The 20,023-nt window shown below is 73.6% G+C and carries 21 protein-coding genes and 1 tRNA gene; 15 read left to right on the top strand and 7 right to left on the bottom strand.

Going from position 1 to position 20,023, the window contains the following annotated elements:
• Positions 1 to 54 precede the first annotated feature (54 nt).
• From RV983_RS13390 to RV983_RS13380, 3 genes are all read left to right on the top strand, one after another.
• Complete coding sequence (locus RV983_RS13390; protein WP_475986012.1) at positions 55 to 1,851, top strand: tetratricopeptide repeat protein; 1,797 nt, start codon at positions 55 to 57, stop codon at positions 1,849 to 1,851.
• Positions 1,852 to 2,471: 620 nt separating this feature from the next.
• Positions 2,472 to 2,545 (top strand) — tRNA-Met (locus RV983_RS13385).
• 208 nt (positions 2,546 to 2,753) lie between these two features.
• On the top strand, positions 2,754 to 4,019 hold the full coding sequence (locus tag RV983_RS13380) for a HEAT repeat domain-containing protein (RefSeq protein WP_475986011.1): 1,266 nt from the start codon (positions 2,754 to 2,756) through the stop codon (positions 4,017 to 4,019).
• On the opposite strand, the gene RV983_RS13375 is transcribed toward RV983_RS13380, so the two are convergent.
• Entirely contained in the window at positions 3,989 to 4,399 is a 411-nt protein-coding gene (locus RV983_RS13375) for a Fur family transcriptional regulator (protein ID WP_475986010.1), read from the bottom strand. The two genes, RV983_RS13380 and RV983_RS13375, sit on opposite strands and share 31 nt — an antisense overlap.
• 155 nt (positions 4,400 to 4,554) lie before the next feature.
• Between RV983_RS13375 and RV983_RS13370 the strand changes: the two genes are divergently transcribed.
• Positions 4,555 to 6,015, top strand: coding sequence for a catalase (locus RV983_RS13370; protein ID WP_475986009.1), 1,461 nt, complete (start codon positions 4,555 to 4,557; stop codon positions 6,013 to 6,015).
• Between the two features lie 81 nt (positions 6,016 to 6,096).
• On the opposite strand, the gene RV983_RS13365 is transcribed toward RV983_RS13370, so the two are convergent.
• Both RV983_RS13365 and hisN read right to left on the bottom strand, forming a co-directional pair.
• A complete protein-coding gene (locus RV983_RS13365) occupies positions 6,097 to 6,495 on the bottom strand; it encodes a CBS domain-containing protein (RefSeq protein WP_384278024.1) in 399 nt (132 codons plus the stop codon).
• 163 nt (positions 6,496 to 6,658) lie between these two features.
• Complete coding sequence (gene hisN, locus RV983_RS13360) at positions 6,659 to 7,456, bottom strand: histidinol-phosphatase (protein WP_475986008.1); 798 nt, start codon at positions 7,454 to 7,456, stop codon at positions 6,659 to 6,661.
• 122 nt (positions 7,457 to 7,578) lie between these two features.
• Between hisN and RV983_RS13355 the strand changes: the two genes are divergently transcribed.
• Positions 7,579 to 8,217 (top strand): TetR/AcrR family transcriptional regulator, encoded by a 639-nt coding sequence (locus RV983_RS13355; protein WP_475986007.1) that lies wholly within the window; start codon positions 7,579 to 7,581, stop codon positions 8,215 to 8,217.
• 31 nt (positions 8,218 to 8,248) lie between these two features.
• Here the strand turns inward: RV983_RS13355 and RV983_RS13350 are convergent, their stop codons facing one another.
• The 4 genes from RV983_RS13350 to RV983_RS13335 all read right to left on the bottom strand — a co-directional run bounded on the left by RV983_RS13350 (position 8,249) and on the right by RV983_RS13335 (position 11,841).
• Positions 8,249 to 8,572 carry a DMT family transporter gene (locus RV983_RS13350; RefSeq protein ID WP_475986006.1) on the bottom strand — a complete coding sequence of 108 codons (324 nt, stop codon included), beginning with the start codon at positions 8,570 to 8,572 and terminating at the stop codon, positions 8,249 to 8,251.
• A gap of 65 nt (positions 8,573 to 8,637) precedes the next feature.
• Entirely contained in the window at positions 8,638 to 9,639 is a 1,002-nt protein-coding gene (gene rsgA, locus RV983_RS13345) for a ribosome small subunit-dependent GTPase A (protein ID WP_475986005.1), read from the bottom strand.
• A gap of 4 nt (positions 9,640 to 9,643) precedes the next feature.
• Positions 9,644 to 10,990: a 3-phosphoshikimate 1-carboxyvinyltransferase gene (gene aroA, locus RV983_RS13340; protein WP_475986004.1), complete on the bottom strand. Its 1,347-nt coding sequence runs from the start codon at positions 10,988 to 10,990 to the stop codon at positions 9,644 to 9,646.
• Between the two features lie 98 nt (positions 10,991 to 11,088).
• Positions 11,089 to 11,841: a M50 family metallopeptidase gene (locus tag RV983_RS13335; RefSeq protein WP_475986003.1), complete on the bottom strand. Its 753-nt coding sequence runs from the start codon at positions 11,839 to 11,841 to the stop codon at positions 11,089 to 11,091.
• Between RV983_RS13335 and RV983_RS13330 the strand changes: the two genes are divergently transcribed.
• The 10 genes from RV983_RS13330 (at position 11,840) to RV983_RS13285 (ending at position 19,992) form a co-directional block, all read left to right on the top strand.
• On the top strand, positions 11,840 to 12,655 hold the full coding sequence (locus RV983_RS13330) for an SOS response-associated peptidase (protein WP_475986002.1): 816 nt from the start codon (positions 11,840 to 11,842) through the stop codon (positions 12,653 to 12,655). The genes RV983_RS13335 and RV983_RS13330 overlap by 2 nt on opposite strands.
• 34 nt (positions 12,656 to 12,689) lie before the next feature.
• Positions 12,690 to 13,334 carry an alpha/beta hydrolase family protein gene (locus RV983_RS13325; RefSeq protein WP_475990313.1) on the top strand — a complete coding sequence of 215 codons (645 nt, stop codon included), beginning with the start codon at positions 12,690 to 12,692 and terminating at the stop codon, positions 13,332 to 13,334.
• Positions 13,335 to 13,565: 231 nt separating this feature from the next.
• Entirely contained in the window at positions 13,566 to 14,228 is a 663-nt protein-coding gene (locus tag RV983_RS13320) for a sigma-70 family RNA polymerase sigma factor (RefSeq protein WP_475990312.1), read from the top strand.
• A complete protein-coding gene (rsrA, locus tag RV983_RS13315) occupies positions 14,225 to 14,539 on the top strand; it encodes a mycothiol system anti-sigma-R factor (protein WP_475986001.1) in 315 nt (104 codons plus the stop codon). Before RV983_RS13320 ends, rsrA begins: the two co-directional genes overlap by 4 nt.
• 196 nt (positions 14,540 to 14,735) lie before the next feature.
• A complete protein-coding gene (locus RV983_RS13310; protein ID WP_475990311.1) occupies positions 14,736 to 16,103 on the top strand; it encodes an HD-GYP domain-containing protein in 1,368 nt (455 codons plus the stop codon).
• A 71-nt stretch (positions 16,104 to 16,174) separates the two neighbouring features.
• The gene (locus RV983_RS13305; RefSeq protein ID WP_475990310.1) at positions 16,175 to 17,359 is read left to right on the top strand and encodes an HD-GYP domain-containing protein; all 1,185 of its coding nucleotides are present in this window, start codon (positions 16,175 to 16,177) and stop codon (positions 17,357 to 17,359) included.
• A 231-nt stretch (positions 17,360 to 17,590) separates the two neighbouring features.
• Entirely contained in the window at positions 17,591 to 18,562 is a 972-nt protein-coding gene (locus RV983_RS13300) for a tetratricopeptide repeat protein (protein ID WP_475986000.1), read from the top strand.
• A gap of 73 nt (positions 18,563 to 18,635) precedes the next feature.
• Positions 18,636 to 19,256, top strand: a complete 621-nt coding sequence (gene def, locus RV983_RS13295; RefSeq protein ID WP_475985999.1) for a peptide deformylase — start codon at positions 18,636 to 18,638, stop codon at positions 19,254 to 19,256.
• A 123-nt stretch (positions 19,257 to 19,379) separates the two neighbouring features.
• Positions 19,380 to 19,736, top strand: coding sequence for a DUF6247 family protein (locus tag RV983_RS13290; protein ID WP_475985998.1), 357 nt, complete (start codon positions 19,380 to 19,382; stop codon positions 19,734 to 19,736).
• A 61-nt stretch (positions 19,737 to 19,797) separates the two neighbouring features.
• The gene (locus RV983_RS13285; protein ID WP_475985997.1) at positions 19,798 to 19,992 is read left to right on the top strand and encodes a hypothetical protein; all 195 of its coding nucleotides are present in this window, start codon (positions 19,798 to 19,800) and stop codon (positions 19,990 to 19,992) included.
• The last annotated feature ends 31 nt before the right edge of the window (positions 19,993 to 20,023 follow it).

The raw sequence follows: 20,023 nt of genomic DNA, 5'->3' as shown, positions 1-20,023 counted from the left end.
AGGCGGCTGAAAACTCGTCGGATCCCGGACAGAGGGTCCGCGGGCGGAACGACTATGCCCGCGTTCGTTCCCTCGCAGGCGGCCGCCTTCGCGCCGACCGTCGCCGAGCTGCTGCCCGGCCCGCGCACGGGTTCCGCCGAGGAGGAGCGGCTCATCGAGTCCGAATTGCCGGACGAGGAGAGCCTGGAGGCCCGCGAGGAGGCCGAACTCGAGGCACGCCACCGGCGGGCCGCCGAGCACGGTGACACCGCCGCGGCGAGCATCCTCGGCACGCTGCTGTTGCGCCGTGGCGACCTGGAGGGGGCCGAGCCGTATCTGCGCGCGGCCGCCGCCGGGGGAGACCGCCCGGCTGCGAACAACCTCGGGCTGCTGCTGCACCAGCGCGGCCATGCCGAGGAGGCCGCGGACTGGTGGCGCATCGCCGCCGTCGCGGGCTCCGCGGCGGCCGCGCACGCGCTCGGCCGGCACTTCCGCGAGCGCGGCGACGAGCCCGGCGCCGAGTACTGGCTGCGGCAGGCCGCCGAGTCCGGGCACACCCTGGGCGCGTACGCGCTGGCCGACCTGCTCGACCACCGCCGTGACGTCGGCGCGGAGCGCTGGTTCCACGCCGCGGCCGAGCACGGGCACCGCGAGGCGGCGTACCGGCTGGCCCGCATCTGCGCCGAGCGCGGCGAGGAGCGCGAGGCCGAGCAGTGGTACCGGCAGGCCGCCGCCCGCCGGCACCGGCGTGCCGCGCTGCGCCTCGGCACGCTCCTGGAGGAGCGCGGCGAGTACGAGGAGGCCAAGCGCTGGTACCTCACCGCCGCCCGGGACGGCGAGCCGCGGGCCGCCTGCGCGCTCGGTTTCCTGCTGCGCGACGCCGGCGACGTCGACGGGGCCGCCACCTGGTGGCGGCGTGCCGCCAACGCCGGTGACGGCAACGCCGCGAACGCGCTCGGCGCGCTCCACGCGCAGGAGGGCGAGACCCAGACCGCCGAGCGGTGGTACCGCGCCGCGCTGGAGTCCGGCGACGTCAACGGCGCCTTCAACCTCGGCCTGCTCTGCGCCGGTCAGGGGCGTACGGCCCAGGCCGAGCAGTGGTACCGCAAGGCGGCGTACACCGGCCACCGCGAGGCGGCCAACGCGCTCGCCGTGCTGCTGCTGCAGCGCGGGGACGCGGCGGGCGCCGAGCCGTGGTTCTCCAAGGCCGCGGAGGCCGGCAGCGTCGACGCCGCGTTCAACCTCGGCATCCTGTACGCCGGGCGGGGCGACGACGGCAGCGCGCGACGCTGGTACGAGCGGGCGGCCGCCAGCGGGCACAGCGAGGCCGCGCTCCAGGTCGCGATCGCCCTCCAGAAGGACGGGGACCCGCACGGCGCCGAGCGGCACCTGCGGTGCGCCGCGGGCGGCGGCAGCCCCGAAGGGGCCTTCCGGCTGGGCGCGTTGCTGGACGCCCAGGGCACGGAGGACGCGGCCGCGGAAGCCGAGGAGTGGTACGCCCGCGCCGCCGGCCAGGGGCACCGCCGCGCCCAGGTCCGGCTCGGCATGTGTGCCGCCCGGCGCGGGGACGTCGTGGACGCCGCCCACTGGTACCGCGAGGCGGCCGAAGGGGGCAGCCGCAACGGGGCGTTCAACCTCGGGCTGCTCCTCGCACGCGAGGGCGCGGAGCCGGAGGCGGCCCTGTGGTGGACCCGGGCCGCCGACGCGGGGCACGGACGTGCGGCGCTCCGGCTGGCGCTGCTGGCCGCCCGGCACGGGCAGCTCGCGGACGCGCAGGCGTGGTGTGCCCGGGCGGTCGAGTGCGGGCCTGTGGAGGTGGCGGAACGGGCGGCGCGGCTCACGGATGCGCTGGAGCACGAACTGTCCGCGTAAAGCCCCCTCCGGGGGCACCGCGCCTTTCCCTCGGGCCGGGGGTGCCCCCACGCCTGTGACGTCGGGGTGCCCCGGCGCAAGTCGTCTGCGGGCCGGGTCCGGGGCCCCGGGGCTGCGCGTCCTGGAGTGGATATGTCCGTGCGTTTCCAGCACCTTGCCGGCCGCCCCAAATCCCGCAACCACATAGGCCGAACGTCCTGGACATCAGCTCTCCCCCAGCCTCCGGCCGGGGGTGCCCCCACCTCCCCGGCCCCCTCCGCAGGGTTCGCGCCTGATCCCCGGAGGGCGATAAGGCCGGCATCGTGCCCGGGCACCCGTGGGCGCGGCGCCCGCGACTGCCCAGCCGTCACGTCGCCCGGGCAGCCCGGGGGGTGTGGCGGGGTCCTCCCCCAGCGGTAGTTGGGGGAGAGCCGAGCGGCGACCGCGGCACCGACCCCCTACGAACAGAGCGCGGACCGCCCTTGCCGCGCCGGGCTGGGGGCACCCCCGGCCGAAGGTCGGGGGAGGGAGGGCGGGAGGGGAAAAGCCCGGTACAGCGAAGCGCGGCGCACCCGCACAGGGCGGTCCCGGATTGGATTTGCGCTGCTCAGGGGTGGGGGGTTACTCTAAGGACACAACGACGCGGGGTGGAGCAGCTCGGTAGCTCGCTGGGCTCATAACCCAGAGGTCGCAGGTTCAAATCCTGTCCCCGCTACTGAATGAGAAGGCCCGGAAGCCAATGGCTTCCGGGCCTTCTTGTATGCCTCGGGTACAGCCCAGGCATGGATCGGGCAAAAGCGTGCGAACCTTTCGCCGCGGGTCCGGCCCGCCGGAGGATGCTGGACGCGTGGCGAGGGCGGCGGCGCGAGGAGGCGGGGTTGCTGCGCAGGCGGCGTAAGCGGCGGCCGGCGGAACTCGGGGACGTGACGCGGTGGAGGCGGCTGTGCGCGGCCGGCGCGGCGGCCGAGCTGCTGGCGGAGCTGCGGGTGGTGGCGGGGTCCGGGGAGGGTGCCGCGTACGACCGGGAGGCCGCGCTGAAGGCGCTGGGGGAGGCGGAACCGGGGCTGTGGCTGTCGCTGGACCGCGCCGCGCGGGCCGTGCAGGGCGTGCAGCCGTTGGCGGCCGGGGAGGCCGATCCGCTGCGTCTGCTGCTGGCCGCGATGGACCGGGACGGCCGCACGCGGCAGGCCGCCGTGGAGGGCCTGGCGCACACGGGCGGTCCGCTGGTGGCCACCGCCCTGGCGCTGCGGACCGCGGACTGGGTGGACCCGGTGCGGGAGCGGGCCGTGGGGGCGCTGGCGCTGCGGTCCGCGCCGGACGAGGCCGCCGCGGCGGTGCGGATACTGCTCAGGCTGCGGGGCAGGCGCCGGGCCGTGGGGGCGCTGGAGGCGTACCGGGAGGTGCTCGCGGCCCCGGAGGCGCGGCGGGCCGTGCGGGCGCTGGCCGCCGACGGGGAACCGCCGACCCGGCGGTTCGGGGTGGAGCTGGCCCTGGAGCTGGGGGAGTTCGTCCGCGGTGATCTGGTCCGTACCGCGCTGCGCGATCCGGACCAGAGGTGCCGCAGGCTGTGTGCGCAGCGCCTGCTGGAACTCGACCCGGACCAGGCGGGGCGGCTGCTGTGGGCCCGGTCCGCCGCGGTGCGGGAACTCGCGGTGGCGGCACTGCCGGAGGACGTGCCGGCGGCGCGGCTGACGGCTCCGCTGGCGGATCCGGCGCGCATCGTGCGGGCGCAGGCCCGGTGGCGGCTGTACAGCAGGGGCGAGCCGCCGGCGCTGACGTACCGCAGGCAACTGGTGCGCTGCGGGCCGCAGAGCCCGCCGCGGCTGGTCGCCGGGCTGGCGCTGGGGCTGGGGGAGTGCGGAGACGGTACGGACGTGCCGCTGCTGCTGCGGCTGGTCCGGGAGGCGCGGACGCCGTGGTCGCCGGCGGTGCGGCGGGCCGCGGTGCGCGCGGTGGGCCGTCTGGCGCCGCGTGAGGGCCTGCTGGGCCTGCTGGGGCCGCTGGCGACGGACGCGGACCCCGGCGTGGCCAGAGAAGCCTTCGAGGCGCTGGCCAGGGTCGCCGGGGAAGTGCCGCCGGAGACCGTGTGGTTCGGCCGGACGCGGCCGGAGCCGGCCGTGCGGAAGGCGGCGGAGCGGCTCCGCCGCTCGGCGCAGCGTCAGGCGCAGTCGGGGCACAGGCCCCGGTAGGTCACTTCCACGTCGGAGACGGTGAACCCGAAGCGCTCGCTGTCGGGCAGGTCGGTCAGCGGGTCGCCGGCGGGGTGGACGTCCCGGATGGTGCCGCAGCGTGAGCAGACCAGGTGCTGGTGGGCGTGGTGGGCGTTCGGGTCGTAGCGCTTGGCACGGCCGTCGGTGGCGACCTCCATGACCTCGCCCAGCGAGACCAGCTCGCCCAAGGTGTTGTAGACCGTCGCGCGGGAGATCTCCGGCAGCCTGGTCGCGGCCCGCGCGTGCACCTCGTCGGCGGTCAGGTGGACGTGCTCGCCGTCGAGGACCTCGGCCACGACGCGCCGCTGGGCGGTCATCCGCCAGCTGCGTCCGCGCAGTCGTTCCAGCAGGTCACTCATTGCGTTTCACCTATCCGTGGGGTGTGCCCAGCTTAACAGCGGGAGTCCGTGTTGCGAATCCGTATGAGTTTGACGCTCTTCTTGACTTAGACCTTGTCTATCGTAGGATCGGTTCCGGCGACAGCCACGGCACAGACGAACGCAGGGAGAAGGACGTGACGGTTCAGAAGACCGGCCCGCTGACGACCGAGGCGGGAGCCCCGGTCGCGGACAACCAGAACAGCGAGACCGCGGGGGTCGGCGGACCGGTCCTGATCCAGGACCAGCTGCTGCTGGAGAAGCTCGCCCACTTCAACCGTGAGCGCATCCCGGAGCGTGTGGTGCACGCCCGCGGCGCCGGCGCGTACGGCACCTTCACGGTGACCGCCGACGTGACGGAGTACACCCGCGCGGCGTTCCTCTCCGAGGTGGGCAAGCAGACGGAGACGTTCCTGCGGTTCTCCACGGTCGCCGGCAACCTCGGCGCGGCGGACGCGGTCCGCGATCCGCGCGGCTGGGCGCTGAAGTTCTATACCGAGGAGGGCAATTACGACCTCGTCGGCAACAACACCCCGGTGTTCTTCATCAAGGACGCCATCAAGTTCCCGGACTTCATCCACACCCAGAAGCGCGACCCGTACACCGGTTCCCAGGAGGCGGACAACGTCTGGGACTTCTGGGGGCTGTCGCCCGAGTCGACGCACCAGGTGACCTGGCTGTTCGGCGACCGCGGTATTCCGGCGAGCTACCGCCACATGAACGGCTACGGCTCGCACACCTACCAGTGGACCAATGAGGCGGGCGAGGTCTTCTGGGTGAAGTACCACTTCAAGACCGACCAGGGCATCAAGAACCTGACCACCGAGGAGGCGGTCAAGGTCTCCGGGCTCGACCCCGACTCGCACCAGCGTGACCTGCGCGAGTCGATCGAGCGCGGTGAGTTCCCGACCTGGACCGTGCAGGTGCAGATCATGCCCGCGGCACAGGCGGCGGCCTACCGGTTCAACCCGTTCGACCTCACCAAGGTGTGGCCGCACGCGGACTACCCGCCGGTCGAGATCGGCAGGCTGGAGCTCAACCGCAACCCGCGGAACATCTTCGCCGAGGTCGAGCAGTCGATCTTCTCCCCGGCGCACTTCGTGCCCGGCATCGGCCCGTCCCCGGACAAGATGCTCCAGGGCCGGCTGTTCGCCTACGGCGACGCCCACCGCTACCGCGTCGGCATCAACGCCGACCACCTGCCGGTGAACCGTCCGCACGCCGCCGAGGCGCGCACCAACAGCCGCGACGGCCACGCCTACGACGGCCGGCACGGCGGCGACAAGAACTACGAGCCGAACAGCTTCGGCGGGCCGGCCCAGACGGGCCGTCCACTGTGGTCGTCCACCGCGGTCACCGGCTGGACCGGCAGCCACGAAGCGCCCTCGCACGCCGAGGACAACGACTTCGTCCAGGCGGGCGACCTCTACCGGCTGATGTCGCAGGGCGAGAAGGAGCGTCTGATCGCCAACCTCGCCGGCTTCATCGCCAAGGTGTCGCGCGACGACATCGCCGAGCGGGCGATCGACAACTTCCGCCGGGCGGACGAGGACTACGGAAAGCGACTGGAAGCCGCCGTCCGGGCCCTGCGCGGCTGACGGGGCGTTTGCCGTAAGGGAACCGGAGGGGTTCAGGTGCGTCCACGCACCTGAACCCCTCCGATCCACTTCTTCTTCCGCTCAGCCGGCCAGGGCGGCCGCCGAGTGTGCGGGGTGCCAGCAGCGGACGATGTCGCGTACGGAGACCATGCCGACCGCGTTGCGGTCCTCCATCACCACCAGGTGACGGAAACCGCCGCGCACCATGGCGGCGGCGGCCTCCTCCAGGGTCCACTGGGGGGCGGCGAAGACGACGTCGGTGGTGGTGTGGGCGGCGGCGAGTTCGCTGTCGGGGCTCAGTCCGGCACCGACGGCGTTGAGGATGTCGCGCTCGGTGAGGATGCCGAGCCCGCAGGTGTCGGGATCGAGGACGACCGCCGCACCCACCTTGCGGGCGGACATCAGCCGGGCGGCCTGGCGGAGGGTGTGAGCCGGGCCGATCGTGAGAACGACCGTGCTCATGGCTTCGCGTACGAGCATGGGATACCCCTTGGCTGCGTCGTGGGCCGTCTTGAGAACTGTTTCACAAATTCACAAGCTCACGCATTCTCATGTTCACATGCGGGACGGCGCGCAGCAAGGGGCGTGCGGAGGGTGACCGGTGGTGTACGGGGGCGGCCCGGGCCGGGCCGCCCCGCGTGGGTCAGCTGCGGTTCAGGAAACCGAGCATCTGCTCGTGCAGCAGTCCGTTCGAGGCCGCGGCATTGCCCCCGTAGGGGCCGTCCGCGCCGTCCAGGCTGGTGAAACGACCGCCCGCCTCCCGGATGATGACCTCGTTGGCGGCCATGTCCCACAGGCTCAGCTCGGGCTCCGCGCAGAAGTCCACCGACCCCTCGGCGACCATCATGTACGGCCAGAAGTCACCGTAGGCACGCGTGCGCCAGCACGAGCGGGTCAGGTCCAGGAAGCCGCCCAGCCGCCCCTGCTCCTCCCAGCCGCCGAGCGAGGAGTACGCGAACGAGGCGTCCTCCAGCCGGCTCACCCGGGACACCCGCAGCCGCGTGGCGGAGGAGAGGCTGCGCCCGGTGTACGCGCCGCCGCCCTTCACCGCCCACCAGCGGCGGCCGAGCGCCGGCGCGGAGACGAGGCCGACCACGCCCTCGTCGCCGTTCTCGCCGCGCACCATGAGGGCGATGAGCGTGGCCCACACCGGGACGCCCCTGACGTAGTTCTTGGTGCCGTCGATCGGGTCGACGATCCAGCGGCGCGGGCCCGTGCCCTCGAAGCCGTACTCCTCGCCGAGGACCGCGTCGCGCGGCCGGGCGCGGCCGAGCTGGCTGCGGATCAGCTCCTCGGCGCGCTTGTCGGCCTCGCTGACCGGCGTCATGTCGGGCTTGGTCTCGACCTTCAGGTCCAAGGCCTTGAAGCGCTCCATGGTCGCGGCGTCGGCGGCGTCGGCGAGGATGTGCGCGAGGCGCAGGTCGTCGTTGAAGTCCGGCATGGAGCGAACAGTATCGATCGCGGCCGCTCTAGGTCACGCAGGGTACGCGCGGGGGGTTGACACAAACCGACAGTGCGTCAATTCTTTGCCCACGGCCGCTGGACGACGGCTTGGAGGCAATCATGCCGACAGCACGTGGATCCCTGCTGGACGCGGCCCTGGCCGCACTGTCCGCCCAGTCGTGGGCGACGATCCGGATGGTGGACGTCGCGGCGACCGCCGGAGTGTCGCGGCAGACGCTCTACAACGAGTTCGGCAGCAAGGAGGGCCTCGCGCGGGCCCTCGTACGACGCGAGGCCGACGACCTTGTGGCCGGTGTCGAGCGCGCCCTGTCCGCCGCCGCTGAACAGGGCGGCGACCCCGGCGACTGCTTCGCCGCGGCCACCGGCCGGCTCCTCCAGCAGGCCCGCCGCAACCCCCTGGTGCGCGCCGTCCTGACGGGATGCCGAGGGGGCCGCGTCCCGGCCGCGGCCATCACCCGCGTCCCTGTGCCCCGGCAGCCCGGGGCGCGGCCGCGCAAGGAGGACCTTCCGCTGACCCCCACCGAGGTGCTCGCGGCACTGCGCGCCGGCGCCGCCGCGGTCATGGAGCGGAGCTTTCCCCCACTGGACTCCGCCGACCTCGCCTGGGCCTGCGAGGCGGCGGTGCGCGTGGGCGTGTCCTACGTCATGGCGCCGCTGGCCACCGACGAGGACGCGTGCCTGCGCGTGGCCCGGCTGGTGCGCGGCATGCTCGGCCGCGGATGGGCGGGCGCCGCCTGACGCCGCACAGGGCCTGGGGCGTGACGTGCGGTCAGTGCGCGGAGCCGGACAGCTGGAGACCGATGGCGCCCAGGACGACGAGCGCCACCGAGATCAGCTTGAGCGTCGAGACGACGTCGCCGAGGAACGCCATGCCGTAGATCGCGGTCCCCGCCGCCCCGATGCCCGTCCAGACCGCGTACGCGGCGCCGACGTCGAGCTTCTTCAGCGACATCGTCAGCAGCCCGAAGCTGCCGAGCGCGAAGACGCAGAAGGCGATGGTGGGCCACAGACGGGTGAACCCGTGGGAGAGCTTGAGGCAGACCGCGAAGCCGGTTTCGAGGAGTCCGGCGACCACCACGAGGAGCCAGGCCATCGAGCGCCCTCCCGTTCCGTCCTGTCGATGAGCGATCATCACACAGCATGCCCGGAAATCGCCCGTCAGTCCCCTTCCTTGGCCTCCCGCGTCGCAAGGAGCCGGCGGAGGGAGAAGAGCCGGGCGGGTTCGGCGTGTCCGTCGGCCACCCAGGCGTCCAGCGCGCACTCCGGTTCGTCGTGGCTGCAGGCCCGCGGGCAGCCCTCCGTGCCCGGTTCGAGGTCCGGGAAGGCGTTGATGACCCGCGAGGGGTCGATGTGCGCCAGGCCGAAGGACCGCACGCCCGGGGTGTCGATGACCCAGCCGTCCTCGCCCTTGAGCGGCAGCGCCAGCGCCGAGGTCGTGGTGTGCCGGCCGCGCCCGGTGACCGCGTTGACGTGGCCGGTGGCGCGCTGACGCTCCACCAGGGCGTTGACCAGGGTGGTCTTCCCGACCCCGCTGTGGCCGACGAAGGCGGTGACGCGGCCCTCCAGGTGCTCGCGCACGGCGGCGGTCGCGTCCTCGTCGAAGTGCTCGTGACTGGTGACGACATAGGGGACGCCGAGCGGCGCGTACGTCTCCAGCAGCGTCTCGGCCGGGGCCAGATCGGACTTGGTCAGTACCAACAGCGGTTCCAGCCCGGCGTCGTAGGCCGCCACCAGGCAGCGGTCGATCAGCCGCGGCCGCGGTTCGGGATCGGCGAGGGCGGTGACGATGGCGAGCCGGTCGGCGTTGGCGACGACCACCCGCTCGAAGGGGTCGGTGTCGTCGGCGGTGCGGCGCAGCACGGAGGAGCGCGCCTCGACCCGCACGATCCGCGCCAGGGTGTCCTTGTCGCCCGACAGATCGCCGACGATGCCCACCCGGTCGCCGACCACGATGCCCTTGCGGCCGAGTTCGCGGGCCTTCATGGCGGTGATGGTGCGGTCGCCGACGAGGCAGGTGATCCGGCCGCGGTCGACGGTGAGGACGAAGCCCTCCTCGGCGTCCTCGTGCTTCGGGCGGAGGGTCGAGCGGGGCCGGTTGCCCTTGGGGTTCGGGCGGGACCGGACGTCGTCCTCGTCGGGGTGCTTGCCGTAGCGCCGCATGACCTCAGACCCGCACCGGGGACGCGGGGGCGGCGGGCGTGGTGCCCAGCATGGCCGTCCACATGTGGGGGAAGTCGGGGAGCGTCTTGCCGGTGGTGGCGACGTTCTCCACCTGCACGCCGTCCACGGCCAGGCCCAGGACCGCGCCGGCGGTGGCCAGGCGGTGGTCGTCGTAGGTGTGGAAGACCCCGCCGCGCAGCGGGCGCGGGCGGATGCGCAGACCGTCCTCGGTCTCGGTGACGTCGCCGCCGAGCCCGTTGATCTCCTTGGTCAGCGCGGCCAGCCGGTCGGTCTCGTGCAGCCGGAGGTGGCCGACCCCGCGCAGCACCGACTCGGAGTCCGCCAGCGCGGCGACCGCGGCGATGCCCGGGGTGAGCTCGCCGACCTCCGACAGGTCGGCGTCGATGCCGTGCACGCGGCCGGAGCCGGTCATGACCAGGCCGGCGTCGGTCAGCTCGCAGGAACCGCCCATCCGGGTGAACAGCTCGCGCAGCGCGTCGCCCGGTTGTGTGGTGCGCGCCGGCCAGTCGGGGATGACGACCCGTCCGCCGGTGACCAAGGCGGCCGCCAGGAACGGCTGGGCGTTGGACAGGTCCGGCTCGATGGTGAGGTCCACGCCGAGCAGCGCGCTCGGGTCGACCCGCCACACGTTGGGCTCTCCGCCGTTCTCGGGGGTGTCGACCTTGGCGCCCGCGTGCCGCAGCATCTCCACCGTCATCCGGATGTGCGGCATGGACGGCAGGGTGGGACCGGTGTGGCGGACCTCCACGCCCTGGTTGTAGCGGGAGCCGGACAGCAGCAGCGCGCTGACGAACTGCGAGGAGGCGGACGCGTCGATCGACACCGGGCCGCCGTCGAGCGCTCCGCCGCCCTGCACGGTCAGCGGGAGCGCGCCGCGCCCCTCGTCGTCGATGCGGGCGCCGAGCGCGCGCAGGGCGTCGATCACGCCGTGCAGGGGCCGCTCGTACGAACGGGGGTCGCCGTCGAAGCGCACCGGGCCGTCGGCGAGCGCGGCGACCGGCGGCAGGAAGCGCATCACGGTGCCGGCGTTGCCGACGTCGACGGTCGCGGGGCCGTGCAGCCCGGCGGGGATCACCCGCCATGCCTCGCCGCCGTAGGGGTTGACCACCTCGTCGATCTGGACGCCCATGGACCGCAGCGCCTCGGCCATCAGCACGGTGTCCCGGCTGCGTAGCGGCCGGCGCAGCCAGCCGGGCTCGGAGGCCAGGGCCGAGAGCACCAGGGCGCGGTTGGTGACCGACTTGGATCCGGGCACGGTGACCGTGGCGTCGACGGGAGCGGACGCAAGCGGTGCGGGCCACAGGGGGGTGTGCGCGGGGGTACCGGTCATGGAAACCAAGAGTAGTGGTTGAACGTGAGGCTGAATCGCGAACAAAGCGGACGAAACCTGACGGAAACAGGGGTCCGCCCGCAAGGGCTACACGGGGACTACAGCCCCAGCAGCCAGCGTCCGCCCCCGAACAGCGAGAACAGCGCGACGGCGTAGAAGAGCAGCATCCACAGGGCGGCCGGGGTGTGGGTCAGGCGCGCCAGCTGGTCCGCGTCCGAGCTCGGCGCCGCTCCGCCGCGTCGCTTCTGCTGGAGCTCCAGCACCGGGCGCACGCCCCCCAGGAGCAGGAACCACACCACCAGGTACGCGAAGACGGCCTGCACCTGCGGCTCGGTCAGCCACGACACCAGGAGGAAGAGCCCGCCGGTGACGAGGACCGTCAGCACCCCGTAGGCATTGCGGATCATGACGAGCATCAGCAGGAGCAGCGCGGTCGCGCCCCAGAGCAGCAGCGTGATGTGCCCCGCGGCCAGCAGCAGCGCGCCGCCCGCCCCGAGGAGCGAGGGCGCGGTGTAGCCCGCCGCTGCGGTCAGGATCATGCCGAGGCCGTAGGGCTTGCCGCGGGAGACGGTCAGACCCGAGGTGTCCGAGTGCAGCCGGATGCCCTGAAGGCGGCGTCCTGACAGCAGCGCGACCAGGCCGTGGCCGCCTTCGTGCGCGATGGTGACGGCGTTGCGCGACAGCCGCCATGTGCCGTGCGGGAGGACCGCGGCCAGGGCGACGGCCGCCGTCGCCCCGGCCACCCAGGCGGACGGCGCGGGCTGGGTGCCGAAGAGGGAGTCGATGAGCTGCACGGTTCCGCACCCTACGACGGCGAGCTGTGCCCGCGCCGTGGCAATCTGGACACTCATGTGCGGTCGATTTGCAGCGAGCCGGAGGCCCGAAGACCTCGTGGACCTCTTCGACGTGCGGAAATGGGATCCCACCGAGGCGCTGGACCCCAACTGGAATGTCGCTCCCACCGACAGCACCTACGCGGTGCTGGAGCGCCCCGACAAGGAGACCGGCGAGATCGTCCGGCAACTGCGCGCCCTGCGCTGGGGCCTGGTGCCGAGCTGGGCCAAGTCCCCCGACACCGGCGTGAAGATGATCAACGCACGGGCGGAGACGGTGCACGAGAAGCCCTCCTACCAGCGGCCGTTCGCCTCCCGCCGCTGCCTGCTGCCCGCCGACGGCTACTTCGAGTGGGTCACCGGGAAGGACGAGCGGCAGCTGGAGGAGCGGGGCAGGAAGAAGCGGCCCCGCAAGCAGCCCTACTTCGTCACCCCCGTCGACGGCTCGGTCTTCGCGATGGCCGGGCTCTACGAGTTCTGGCGCGACCGCACCCTGCCCGACGAGCACCCGGGCGCCTGGTGGGTCACCTGCGCCGTCATCACCACCGAGGCCGACACCGAGCCCTTCGCCGACGCCGACGCGCGCCCCGGGGGCCCGCGCGCCCTGTCCGACATCCACCCCCGCATGCCGCTGTGGCTCACCTCCGACCGGTGGGACGCCTGGCTCGACCCCGCCCGCACCGACCCCGGCGCGCTGCGCGAACTGCTCGTCCCGCCGGGCCACGGCCTGCTGCGCGCCCACCCGGTGCGCACCGAGGTCAGCAACGTCCGCAACAACGGGCCCGAGCTGGTGGAGCCGATCGAGGCGCCGGAGGAGGCGACGCTGTTCTGACCGTCCGCGGTGGCAGACTGCGAGGGTGAACGTGATCTCCGACACCGTCGAGACCGTGCCCACCCCCGTGGGGGACGCCCGCATCACCTGGCACCGGGCGCGCGGGGCGCGCGCCGTCGTCGCGCTGGGTCACGGCGCGGGCGGTGGCATCGAGGCCCGGGACCTGCGCGCGCTGGCGGCCGTCCTGCCACCGCACGGCTGGACCGTCGTGCTGGTCGAGCAGCCCTGGCGGGTGGCCGGCAAGAAGCTGGCGCCCGCGCCGAAGACGCTCGACGCGGCCTGGACCGCCCTGTGGCCCGCGCTGGCCGCGCCGGGTCTGCCGGTCGTCGCGGGTGGCCGCAGCGCGGGGGCGCGGGTGGCCTGCCGCACCGCCGACGCGCTCGGGGCGGCCGCGGTGCTGGCGCTGTCCTTCCCGCTGCACCCGCCGGGCAGGCCCGAGAAGTCCCGGGCCGACGAGCTGACCGGCGCGGGCGTCCCGGCCCTGGTCGTCCAGGGTGGCCGGGACTCCTTCGGGCGGCCCGAGGAGTTCCCGCCCGGCCACGAGCCGGTCGAGGTGCCGTACGCCGACCACGGATTCGCCGTGCCGAAGTCCGCGGACCTGGGTCAGGAGGAGGCTGTGACGATCCTCACGGACGCCGTGCTGGGCTGGCTGGGGGACCTGTCGCGACTTCGGGAATGAGCCGTGACCGGGCCGTGTTGTGTCAGGCGTCCAGACGAAAGTTCGTACGTACAGTGAGGAAGCCGCATGGCGACAGCCGCATGCCGCGCCCGTGCCGAGGCGCCTTACCTGGCCTGGCCCGAGTGGCCGGCGACGGGTGGTGCGGCGGGCACGACCAGCGCACCGATCCCGCCCGGGATATCCTCCGATGGCGTGGGGTCCGTGTATGGCCCCGTGACCGTCGTGGAGGAGGTGGGTCCGGTCAGCGGCACCGACGACAGTACGTCCGAGGTACACGAGCAGGTCCAGGTATCCCAGGAGTCGGACCTCGAACGCAGCGCGCGCTTCGAGCGGGACGCCCTGGAGTACCTCGACCAGATGTACTCGGCGGCGCTGCGCATGACCCGTAACCCGGCCGACGCCGAGGACCTGGTGCAGGAGACGTACGCCAAGGCGTACGCGTCCTTCCACCAGTTCCGTGAGGGGACCAACCTCAAGGCGTGGCTGTACCGCATCCTCACCAACAGCTTCATCAACTCCTACCGCAAGAAGCAGCGCGAGCCCCAGCGCAGCGGTACGGAGGAGATCGAGGACTGGCAGCTGGCGCGTGCGGAGTCGCACATGTCCACCGGCCTGCGCTCCGCGGAGTCCCAGGCGCTGGACCACCTGCCCGACTCCGATGTGAAGCAGGCGCTGCAGGCGATCCCGGAGGAATTCCGGATCGCGGTCTACCTCGCGGACGTCGAAGGCTTTGCCTACAAGGAGATCGCCGACATCATGGGTACGCCCATCGGTACGGTGATGTCGCGTCTGCACCGAGGGCGGCGGCAGCTGCGCACGCTGCTGGAGGACTACGCGCGGGAGCGCGGGCTCGTCCCGGCGGGCGCGGGCGACGAGAAGGGCTCGGGGACATGAGCTGCGGCAACGCGCATGAGACGGATTGTTCCGAGGTACTCGACCACCTTTACGAGTATCTGGACAACGAGATGTCCGATGACGCCTGCGCCAAGTTCAAGCAGCACTTCGACGAGTGCCACCCGTGCTTGGAGAAGTACGGCTTGGAGCAGGCCGTCAAGAAGCTGGTCAAGCGGTGCTGCGGCCAGGACGACGTCCCCACGGACCTGCGGTCCAAGGTCCTCACCCGGATCGAGCTGATCCGCGAGGGCGAGGTCGCGCCCGTCCCCGGCCCGCTCGAGGGCGGGGACGCGACCACCGCGGCTTCCTGAAACGTCAGGCGGGCGCTGCCCGCCGAGTCCGGCGGTGCCCATGGGTACCGCCGGATCGACGTACGGGGCCGCTGCGCGACGCCCCATCCGTACCGTGGGAGGTCACGCGGGATCACCCGAAGGCGGGAATCCCGGCTGCTCCCGCGCCGGCCGGCGACCGCGCCCCTAGCCTCGTGCCGTGCGTGAGATGCGGGTGGTGCGGGAACTTCCGCCGATGGCGCGGGTCTACCTGCCCGCCGTCGTGCTGGCTGCCTGCGGCGCGATCGTCACCGCACCCTACGACGGCGTCCCCTGGGCGACCGCGGCTGCGCTGGCCGCCCTGTATCTCGCCGGTGAGCTGGCCCGGGCCCCGCTGCCGCCGGTGCTGTTCGCCGCCGCGCTGCTGCTGCCGCCGGGCGCGGCCGCCCTCGTGGCGGTGCCCGGCGCGCTGGCCGCCCCGGTGCGGGGCGAGCCTCGCGTGGTGCGCCGGATGTGGCACGCCGCGCAGCTCTCGCTGGCCGCGTACACCGCCGCCCGGGTACGGGGCATCCTCGACGACGGGCCGCTCGACCGGCTGCCGGGGCTGCTGCTCCCCGCGGCGGGAGTCGCGCTGGTGTTCTGGCTGGTGTCCGCCGCGCTGACCGGTGGGGTGCTGATGGCCGCCGAACGGGTGCCCGCGGTTCCCGCGTGGCGTGACGCCGTGCTCGGCTCCCTCGCACCGAACCTCACGTACGCGCTGGTGGGGCTGCTGGCGGCGGTGCTCTGGCAGGGTCCGTACGGCAGTCTCGCGGCCGTTCTGGCGCTGCTGCCGACCCACATCGCGCGCTGGGTCGCCGGGCAGGCGCAGCGCGAACGCGCCACCCACCAGGCCACGGTGCGCGCCCTGGTGCAGGCCGTCGAGATCAAGGACCGCTACACCCGTGGCCACAGCGAACGCGTGGGCCGCGCCTCGGCCCTGATCGCCCGCGAGATCGGCCTGCCGGCCGACCGCGTGGAGGCCCTGCGGCTGGCGGGCATCCTGCACGACATCGGCAAGATCGGCGTCCCGACGCGCGTACTGCGCAAGGACGGCCCGCTCACCCCCGAGGAACGGCGCATCATCGAACTGCACCCCGGCTACGGCCACGACATCGTGCGCGGCATCGACTTCCTGGACGACGCCCGCTCGGCGATCCTCCACCACCACGAGCGCATGGACGGCTCCGGCTATCCGCACGGCCTGGCCGGCGACGCGATCCCCTCCTCGGCACGCGTCGTCGCCGTCGCCGACGCCTTCGACGCCATGACGTCGGCGCGCAGCTACCAGCGCGCCCGGGAGGTCGGCGACGCGCTCGGGGAGCTGCGCCGGTGCTCCGGGCGCCACTTCGACCCCGAGATGGTCGAGGCGCTGGTGCGCATCGTGGACCGGGACGGCTGGAACCCCGCGCTCACCACGGACGAGCCGGAACCCTTCGCCGCCGCCCCCGGTCCCGCCGGCGTCACTCCGGTCGCCGGACGGGTCGTCGCGCCGCGCCGGCACGCCCGTGGTCACGGCGGTCCGGACCGGACGCCGGGCCGCCGCGGCGGCAAGGGGCGGCGGGCGTGACCGGGACGGGCGGCCGCGGACACCGGCGTGCCACACCGGCGACGGCCGCGGTGGCCGTCGCGAGCGGGCTGGTGCGCCGCCGCCACCACCGCGGGCGGACCCCGTCGGTCGCGCACGCGGCGCACGCCCTCGCCCTCGCCGCCGGGGCCGCCGGACTCGGCTGGACGGCCGTGCACGGGGTGGCCGACCCGGCGTCCGCCGCCGTGTTCGGGGCGCTCATCGTGGTCGGCGAGGTGCTCCGGGTCGCCGAGGCGGACGGCCGGGAGGCGGCGCCGGTGGCATTCGCCGGGGCGCTGGGATACGCGCTGGTCGGCACCGGGACGGTGCCCGTCGTGGTCACGGTCGTCGGCTGCGCCGTCCTGGCCGGACGGGTGCGTGGCGGGACGTGGGACGCCGCCGCCCGGCGGGTGCTGACCACCGGCTTCGCGGCGGTCTGCGCGCAGCCGCTGTACGGCGGCAGCGGCGGCCACCCGGTGTACGCCGTGCTGCTGCTCGCCAGCACCATCCTGTGCGACGCCGTCCTGGCCGCCTGGCTGACCGCGGCCCGGACGAGGGAGCCCTTCGCGCCGGTGCTGCGGGACGAGGTGGCCGCGCTGCCCGGCGTCGGGTCGGCGGTGTGCGCGGGCGGGGCGGTGCTGGCGCAGGCGGTGGAGGCGGCGGGGCTGTGGGCGGTGCCGGTGTGCGCGGTTCCGCTGCTGCTGACGCAGACCGCCTTCCGGCGGCACGCGGCGATCCGGGCGACGCGGCGCGCGACGGTCGCCTCGCTCGCCCGGGCCACCGACCTCGCCGGCTACACCCCGTCCGGCCACGCCCGCCGGGTCGGGGCGCTCAGTCACGCCCTGGGCAGGGAACTCGGCCTGGGTGGACGGGCCCTGGCCGCCGTGGAGCACGCCGCCCTTCTGCACGACATCGGCCAACTCTCCCTCGTGGACCCGGTACCCGGCGGCGCGACCGCGCCCCTGGACGCCGAGGAACGCCGCCGCATCGCCCTGCTCGGAGCGGCCGTCGTACGCCGGACGGGGGCGTCCGAGGAAGTCGCCCGGATCGTCGAGGGCCAGGCCGATCCGTACCGCGAACAGCCGCTCGCCGGGCGGATCGTGCGTACGGCCAACGCCTACGAGGACCTGGCCGGGGGCGGGGCCCCCGTGGGCCGGGGACTGCAGGCGCTGGAACGATTGCGCCTGGACACCGCCCTGGAATACGACCCCCGCGTGGTCGAGGCCCTGACCAGGGTCATTGCCAGGGAAGGGCAGTGAACCGGCCGGTAATGAGCGGGCGTACCAAGGGGCATGGTTGGATGCCCGCAGGGGCGCAGAGCGCCCGAGAGGCACGCATGTCGCCCATGCCGGCAAACCGGCGAGCCCGGCCGTGTGTGACAGGCCCTGCCGATGGCAAGGAGGACTGATGAGCACCGCTGAGCACGGGACGTGGGGGGACGGACGGGACACCGTGGAGCACCGGCGAAAGCGAACGGCAGGCGGGACACCTTGAAGATCTTCGGCAGGGCACGCCATCGGCCCTCCGCCACCTGGCGGCAGGCGACCGATCGCGCGTTCACCCTGATCAGCGACGGGCGGTACGAGGACGCCGGTGCGCTCCTCATCCGCGCCGCGGATCTGGAGCCCTGGCGCTCGGAGTCCTGGTACAACCTCGCACTGCTGCACAAGTTCCGGCACGACTGGGAGCAGGCCCGCACCACCGGCCTGCGGGCCGTCGCCCTCCTCGACCGGGCCCCCGGGGCCCCCGACTGGTGGAACGTCGGCATCGCCGCCACCGCGCTCCAGGACTGGCCGCTGGCGCGGCGCGCCTGGCAGGCCTACGGGCTGCGGCCCGACACCGCCGGCACCGGCACGATCGAGATGGAACTCGGCAGTTCCACCGTGCGGCTCTCCCCGGAAGGCGAGGCCGAAGTGGTGTGGGGCCGCCGGCTCGACCCGGCCCGCATCGAGGTGCTGAGCATCCCCCTGCCCTCCTCGGGGCGCCGCTGGGGCGAGGTCGTACTGCACGACGGCGTGCCGCACGGCGAGCGCCGTACCGCCGACGGCGCCACGTACCCGGTCTTCGACGAGATCGAGTTGTGGGCGCCCTCTCCCGTGCCGACCTGGCTGGTGCTGCTGGAGGCCGCCACCGAGGCCGATCGCGACGCGCTGGAGCAGCTGGCCGCCGACGCGGGGTACGCCGCCGAGGACTGGTCGTCCTCCGTTCGGCTGCTGTGCCGCACGTGCTCGGAGAGCCGGATGCCCACCGACGACGGCTCCGACGCCTCCCGCGACCCGCACGACCAGGGTGAGCCCGGCCACCCCGGGCACCTCAGCCACCGCAGCCCGGGCGCCCTGTGGGCCCCGGAGCGCGAGTGCGGGATCGCCGCCCCGGTGGGGCTGGTGCGGGGGCTGCTGGACAGCTGGGTGGCGGACAGCCCGGACACCCGGGACTGGCGTGATCTCGAAGAGGTCTGCTGATCCGGTCGGGTGCACGTACCCTTGATGGGCTATCGAGCGTTGAAGCAGGCCCCAGGAAGGCGTACGACGGACCATGTCGCAGCAGGACACCGAGCAGACCGCATTCACCGACGACGTCACGGACGCCGAGGAACGTGAGGCGGCCCACCGCGCGCGTGGCACCGCCCGTCCCATCACCGTCGTCGGCAACCCGGTCCTGCACCACCCGTGCACCCCGGTCACGTCGTTCGACGACGACCTGGCCGCCCTCGTCGACGACATGTTCGCCAGCCAGCACGCCGCCGAGGGCGTCGGCCTGGCCGCGAACCAGATCGGGGTGAACCTGCGCGTCTTCGTCTACGACTGCCCGGACGACGACGGCGGCCGCCACGTCGGCCACGTCGTCAACCCGGTCATCGACGACCTCCCCGCCGAGCGCCGCGTCCTGGACGACGGCAACGAGGGCTGCCTGTCGGTCCCCGGTGCCTACGCCGAGCTCCCGCGCCCCGACTTCGCGGTCTGCCGCGGCCAGGACCTGCACGGCAACCCCGTCGTCGTCCAGGGCACGGGCTTCTTCGCCCGCTGCCTCCAGCACGAGACGGACCACCTCAACGGCTACCTCTACATCGACCGGCTCTCCACGCGCGACCGCAAGGACGCGCTGCGGCAGATGGCCGAGCTGACGCCGAAGTACGAGACCGTCCCGAACGACTGAGGCGCCGCCCGGCACCGCGACCGGCTCTTCTCCCGGTCCGCGGTCCGGCCGCGTGCGGGACAAGCGTCGTGACGCGACCGGAGTGGCTAGGCTGAACCGCGGTACCGCGAGGAGGACCGCACCATGACCACGCAGCCCGAGCGTCACGAGGCAGAGCTCATCGCACGGCCGGAGAGAACGCCCGACGCGCTCCGTGTGGCGCTCGCGCAGGTGGCCCCTCACCGCCTCGCCGAGATGGAGCAGCAGAAGAACGAGGCGATCGCCCTCTCCGCCGAGTCGGGTTCGATCGAGCCGCTGCGCGGGTTCCTCGCCGCGTGGGCCGTCCACGTCGAGATCGCCCGCGACCTCGACACCGCCGCGCGCCTGCGGTCGGCGGAACACGCGGCTCAGATCCTCGACAGGGACGACCGCTTGTGGAAGGCGGCGATGGCGGAGATCCGGGCCGTCTTCGACGAGGCCCGCGCGGCGGTGGATGGGTGAGCTGGGTCTGGGAGTACGAGCCCGGCGAGGAGTACGTGATCGGCGGGGGAACCCCGCTCCCGTGACGCTGGTCGCGCAGGTGGAGGAGAAGGCCGGGGAACTGGTCCGCGCCGCCGAGGCCCGCTACCTCGACGGTGCCACGTTCCAAGGTGTCGGGGAGGGTACGAAGACGGCTGTCGTGCCGGACGGCCTCTTCCTCTACATGGTGGTTCCCCGGCACGAGCGGGTCTACGTTCTTCAGGTCACCGCTTTCTGACCGGCTGACGAACGGTGGGGCTGCGGGCGGC

It is taken from the genome of Streptomyces sp. RLA123 (genome assembly GCF_056270165.1).
Note: the sequence above shows the minus strand (reverse complement) of the source record. Positions and strands in the feature narration are given on the sequence as shown.

Coding starts and splice junctions, on each gene's coding strand:
- RV983_RS13390 (WP_475986012.1), top strand. CDS start 55: ATGCCCGCGTTCGTTCCCTCGCAGGCGGCCGCCTTCGCGCCGACCGTC.
- RV983_RS13375 (WP_475986010.1), bottom strand. CDS start 4,399: ATGAGTGACCTGCTGGAACGACTGCGCGGACGCAGCTGGCGGATGACC.
- RV983_RS13365 (WP_384278024.1), bottom strand. CDS start 6,495: ATGCTCGTACGCGAAGCCATGAGCACGGTCGTTCTCACGATCGGCCCG.
- hisN (WP_475986008.1), bottom strand. CDS start 7,456: ATGCCGGACTTCAACGACGACCTGCGCCTCGCGCACATCCTCGCCGAC.
- RV983_RS13355 (WP_475986007.1), top strand. CDS start 7,579: ATGCCGACAGCACGTGGATCCCTGCTGGACGCGGCCCTGGCCGCACTG.
- RV983_RS13350 (WP_475986006.1), bottom strand. CDS start 8,572: ATGGCCTGGCTCCTCGTGGTGGTCGCCGGACTCCTCGAAACCGGCTTC.
- rsgA (WP_475986005.1), bottom strand. CDS start 9,639: ATGCGGCGCTACGGCAAGCACCCCGACGAGGACGACGTCCGGTCCCGC.
- aroA (WP_475986004.1), bottom strand. CDS start 10,990: ATGACCGGTACCCCCGCGCACACCCCCCTGTGGCCCGCACCGCTTGCG.
- RV983_RS13330 (WP_475986002.1), top strand. CDS start 11,840: ATGTGCGGTCGATTTGCAGCGAGCCGGAGGCCCGAAGACCTCGTGGAC.
- RV983_RS13335 (WP_475986003.1), bottom strand. CDS start 11,841: ATGAGTGTCCAGATTGCCACGGCGCGGGCACAGCTCGCCGTCGTAGGG.
- rsrA (WP_475986001.1), top strand. CDS start 14,225: ATGAGCTGCGGCAACGCGCATGAGACGGATTGTTCCGAGGTACTCGAC.
- def (WP_475985999.1), top strand. CDS start 18,636: ATGTCGCAGCAGGACACCGAGCAGACCGCATTCACCGACGACGTCACG.
- RV983_RS13290 (WP_475985998.1), top strand. CDS start 19,380: ATGACCACGCAGCCCGAGCGTCACGAGGCAGAGCTCATCGCACGGCCG.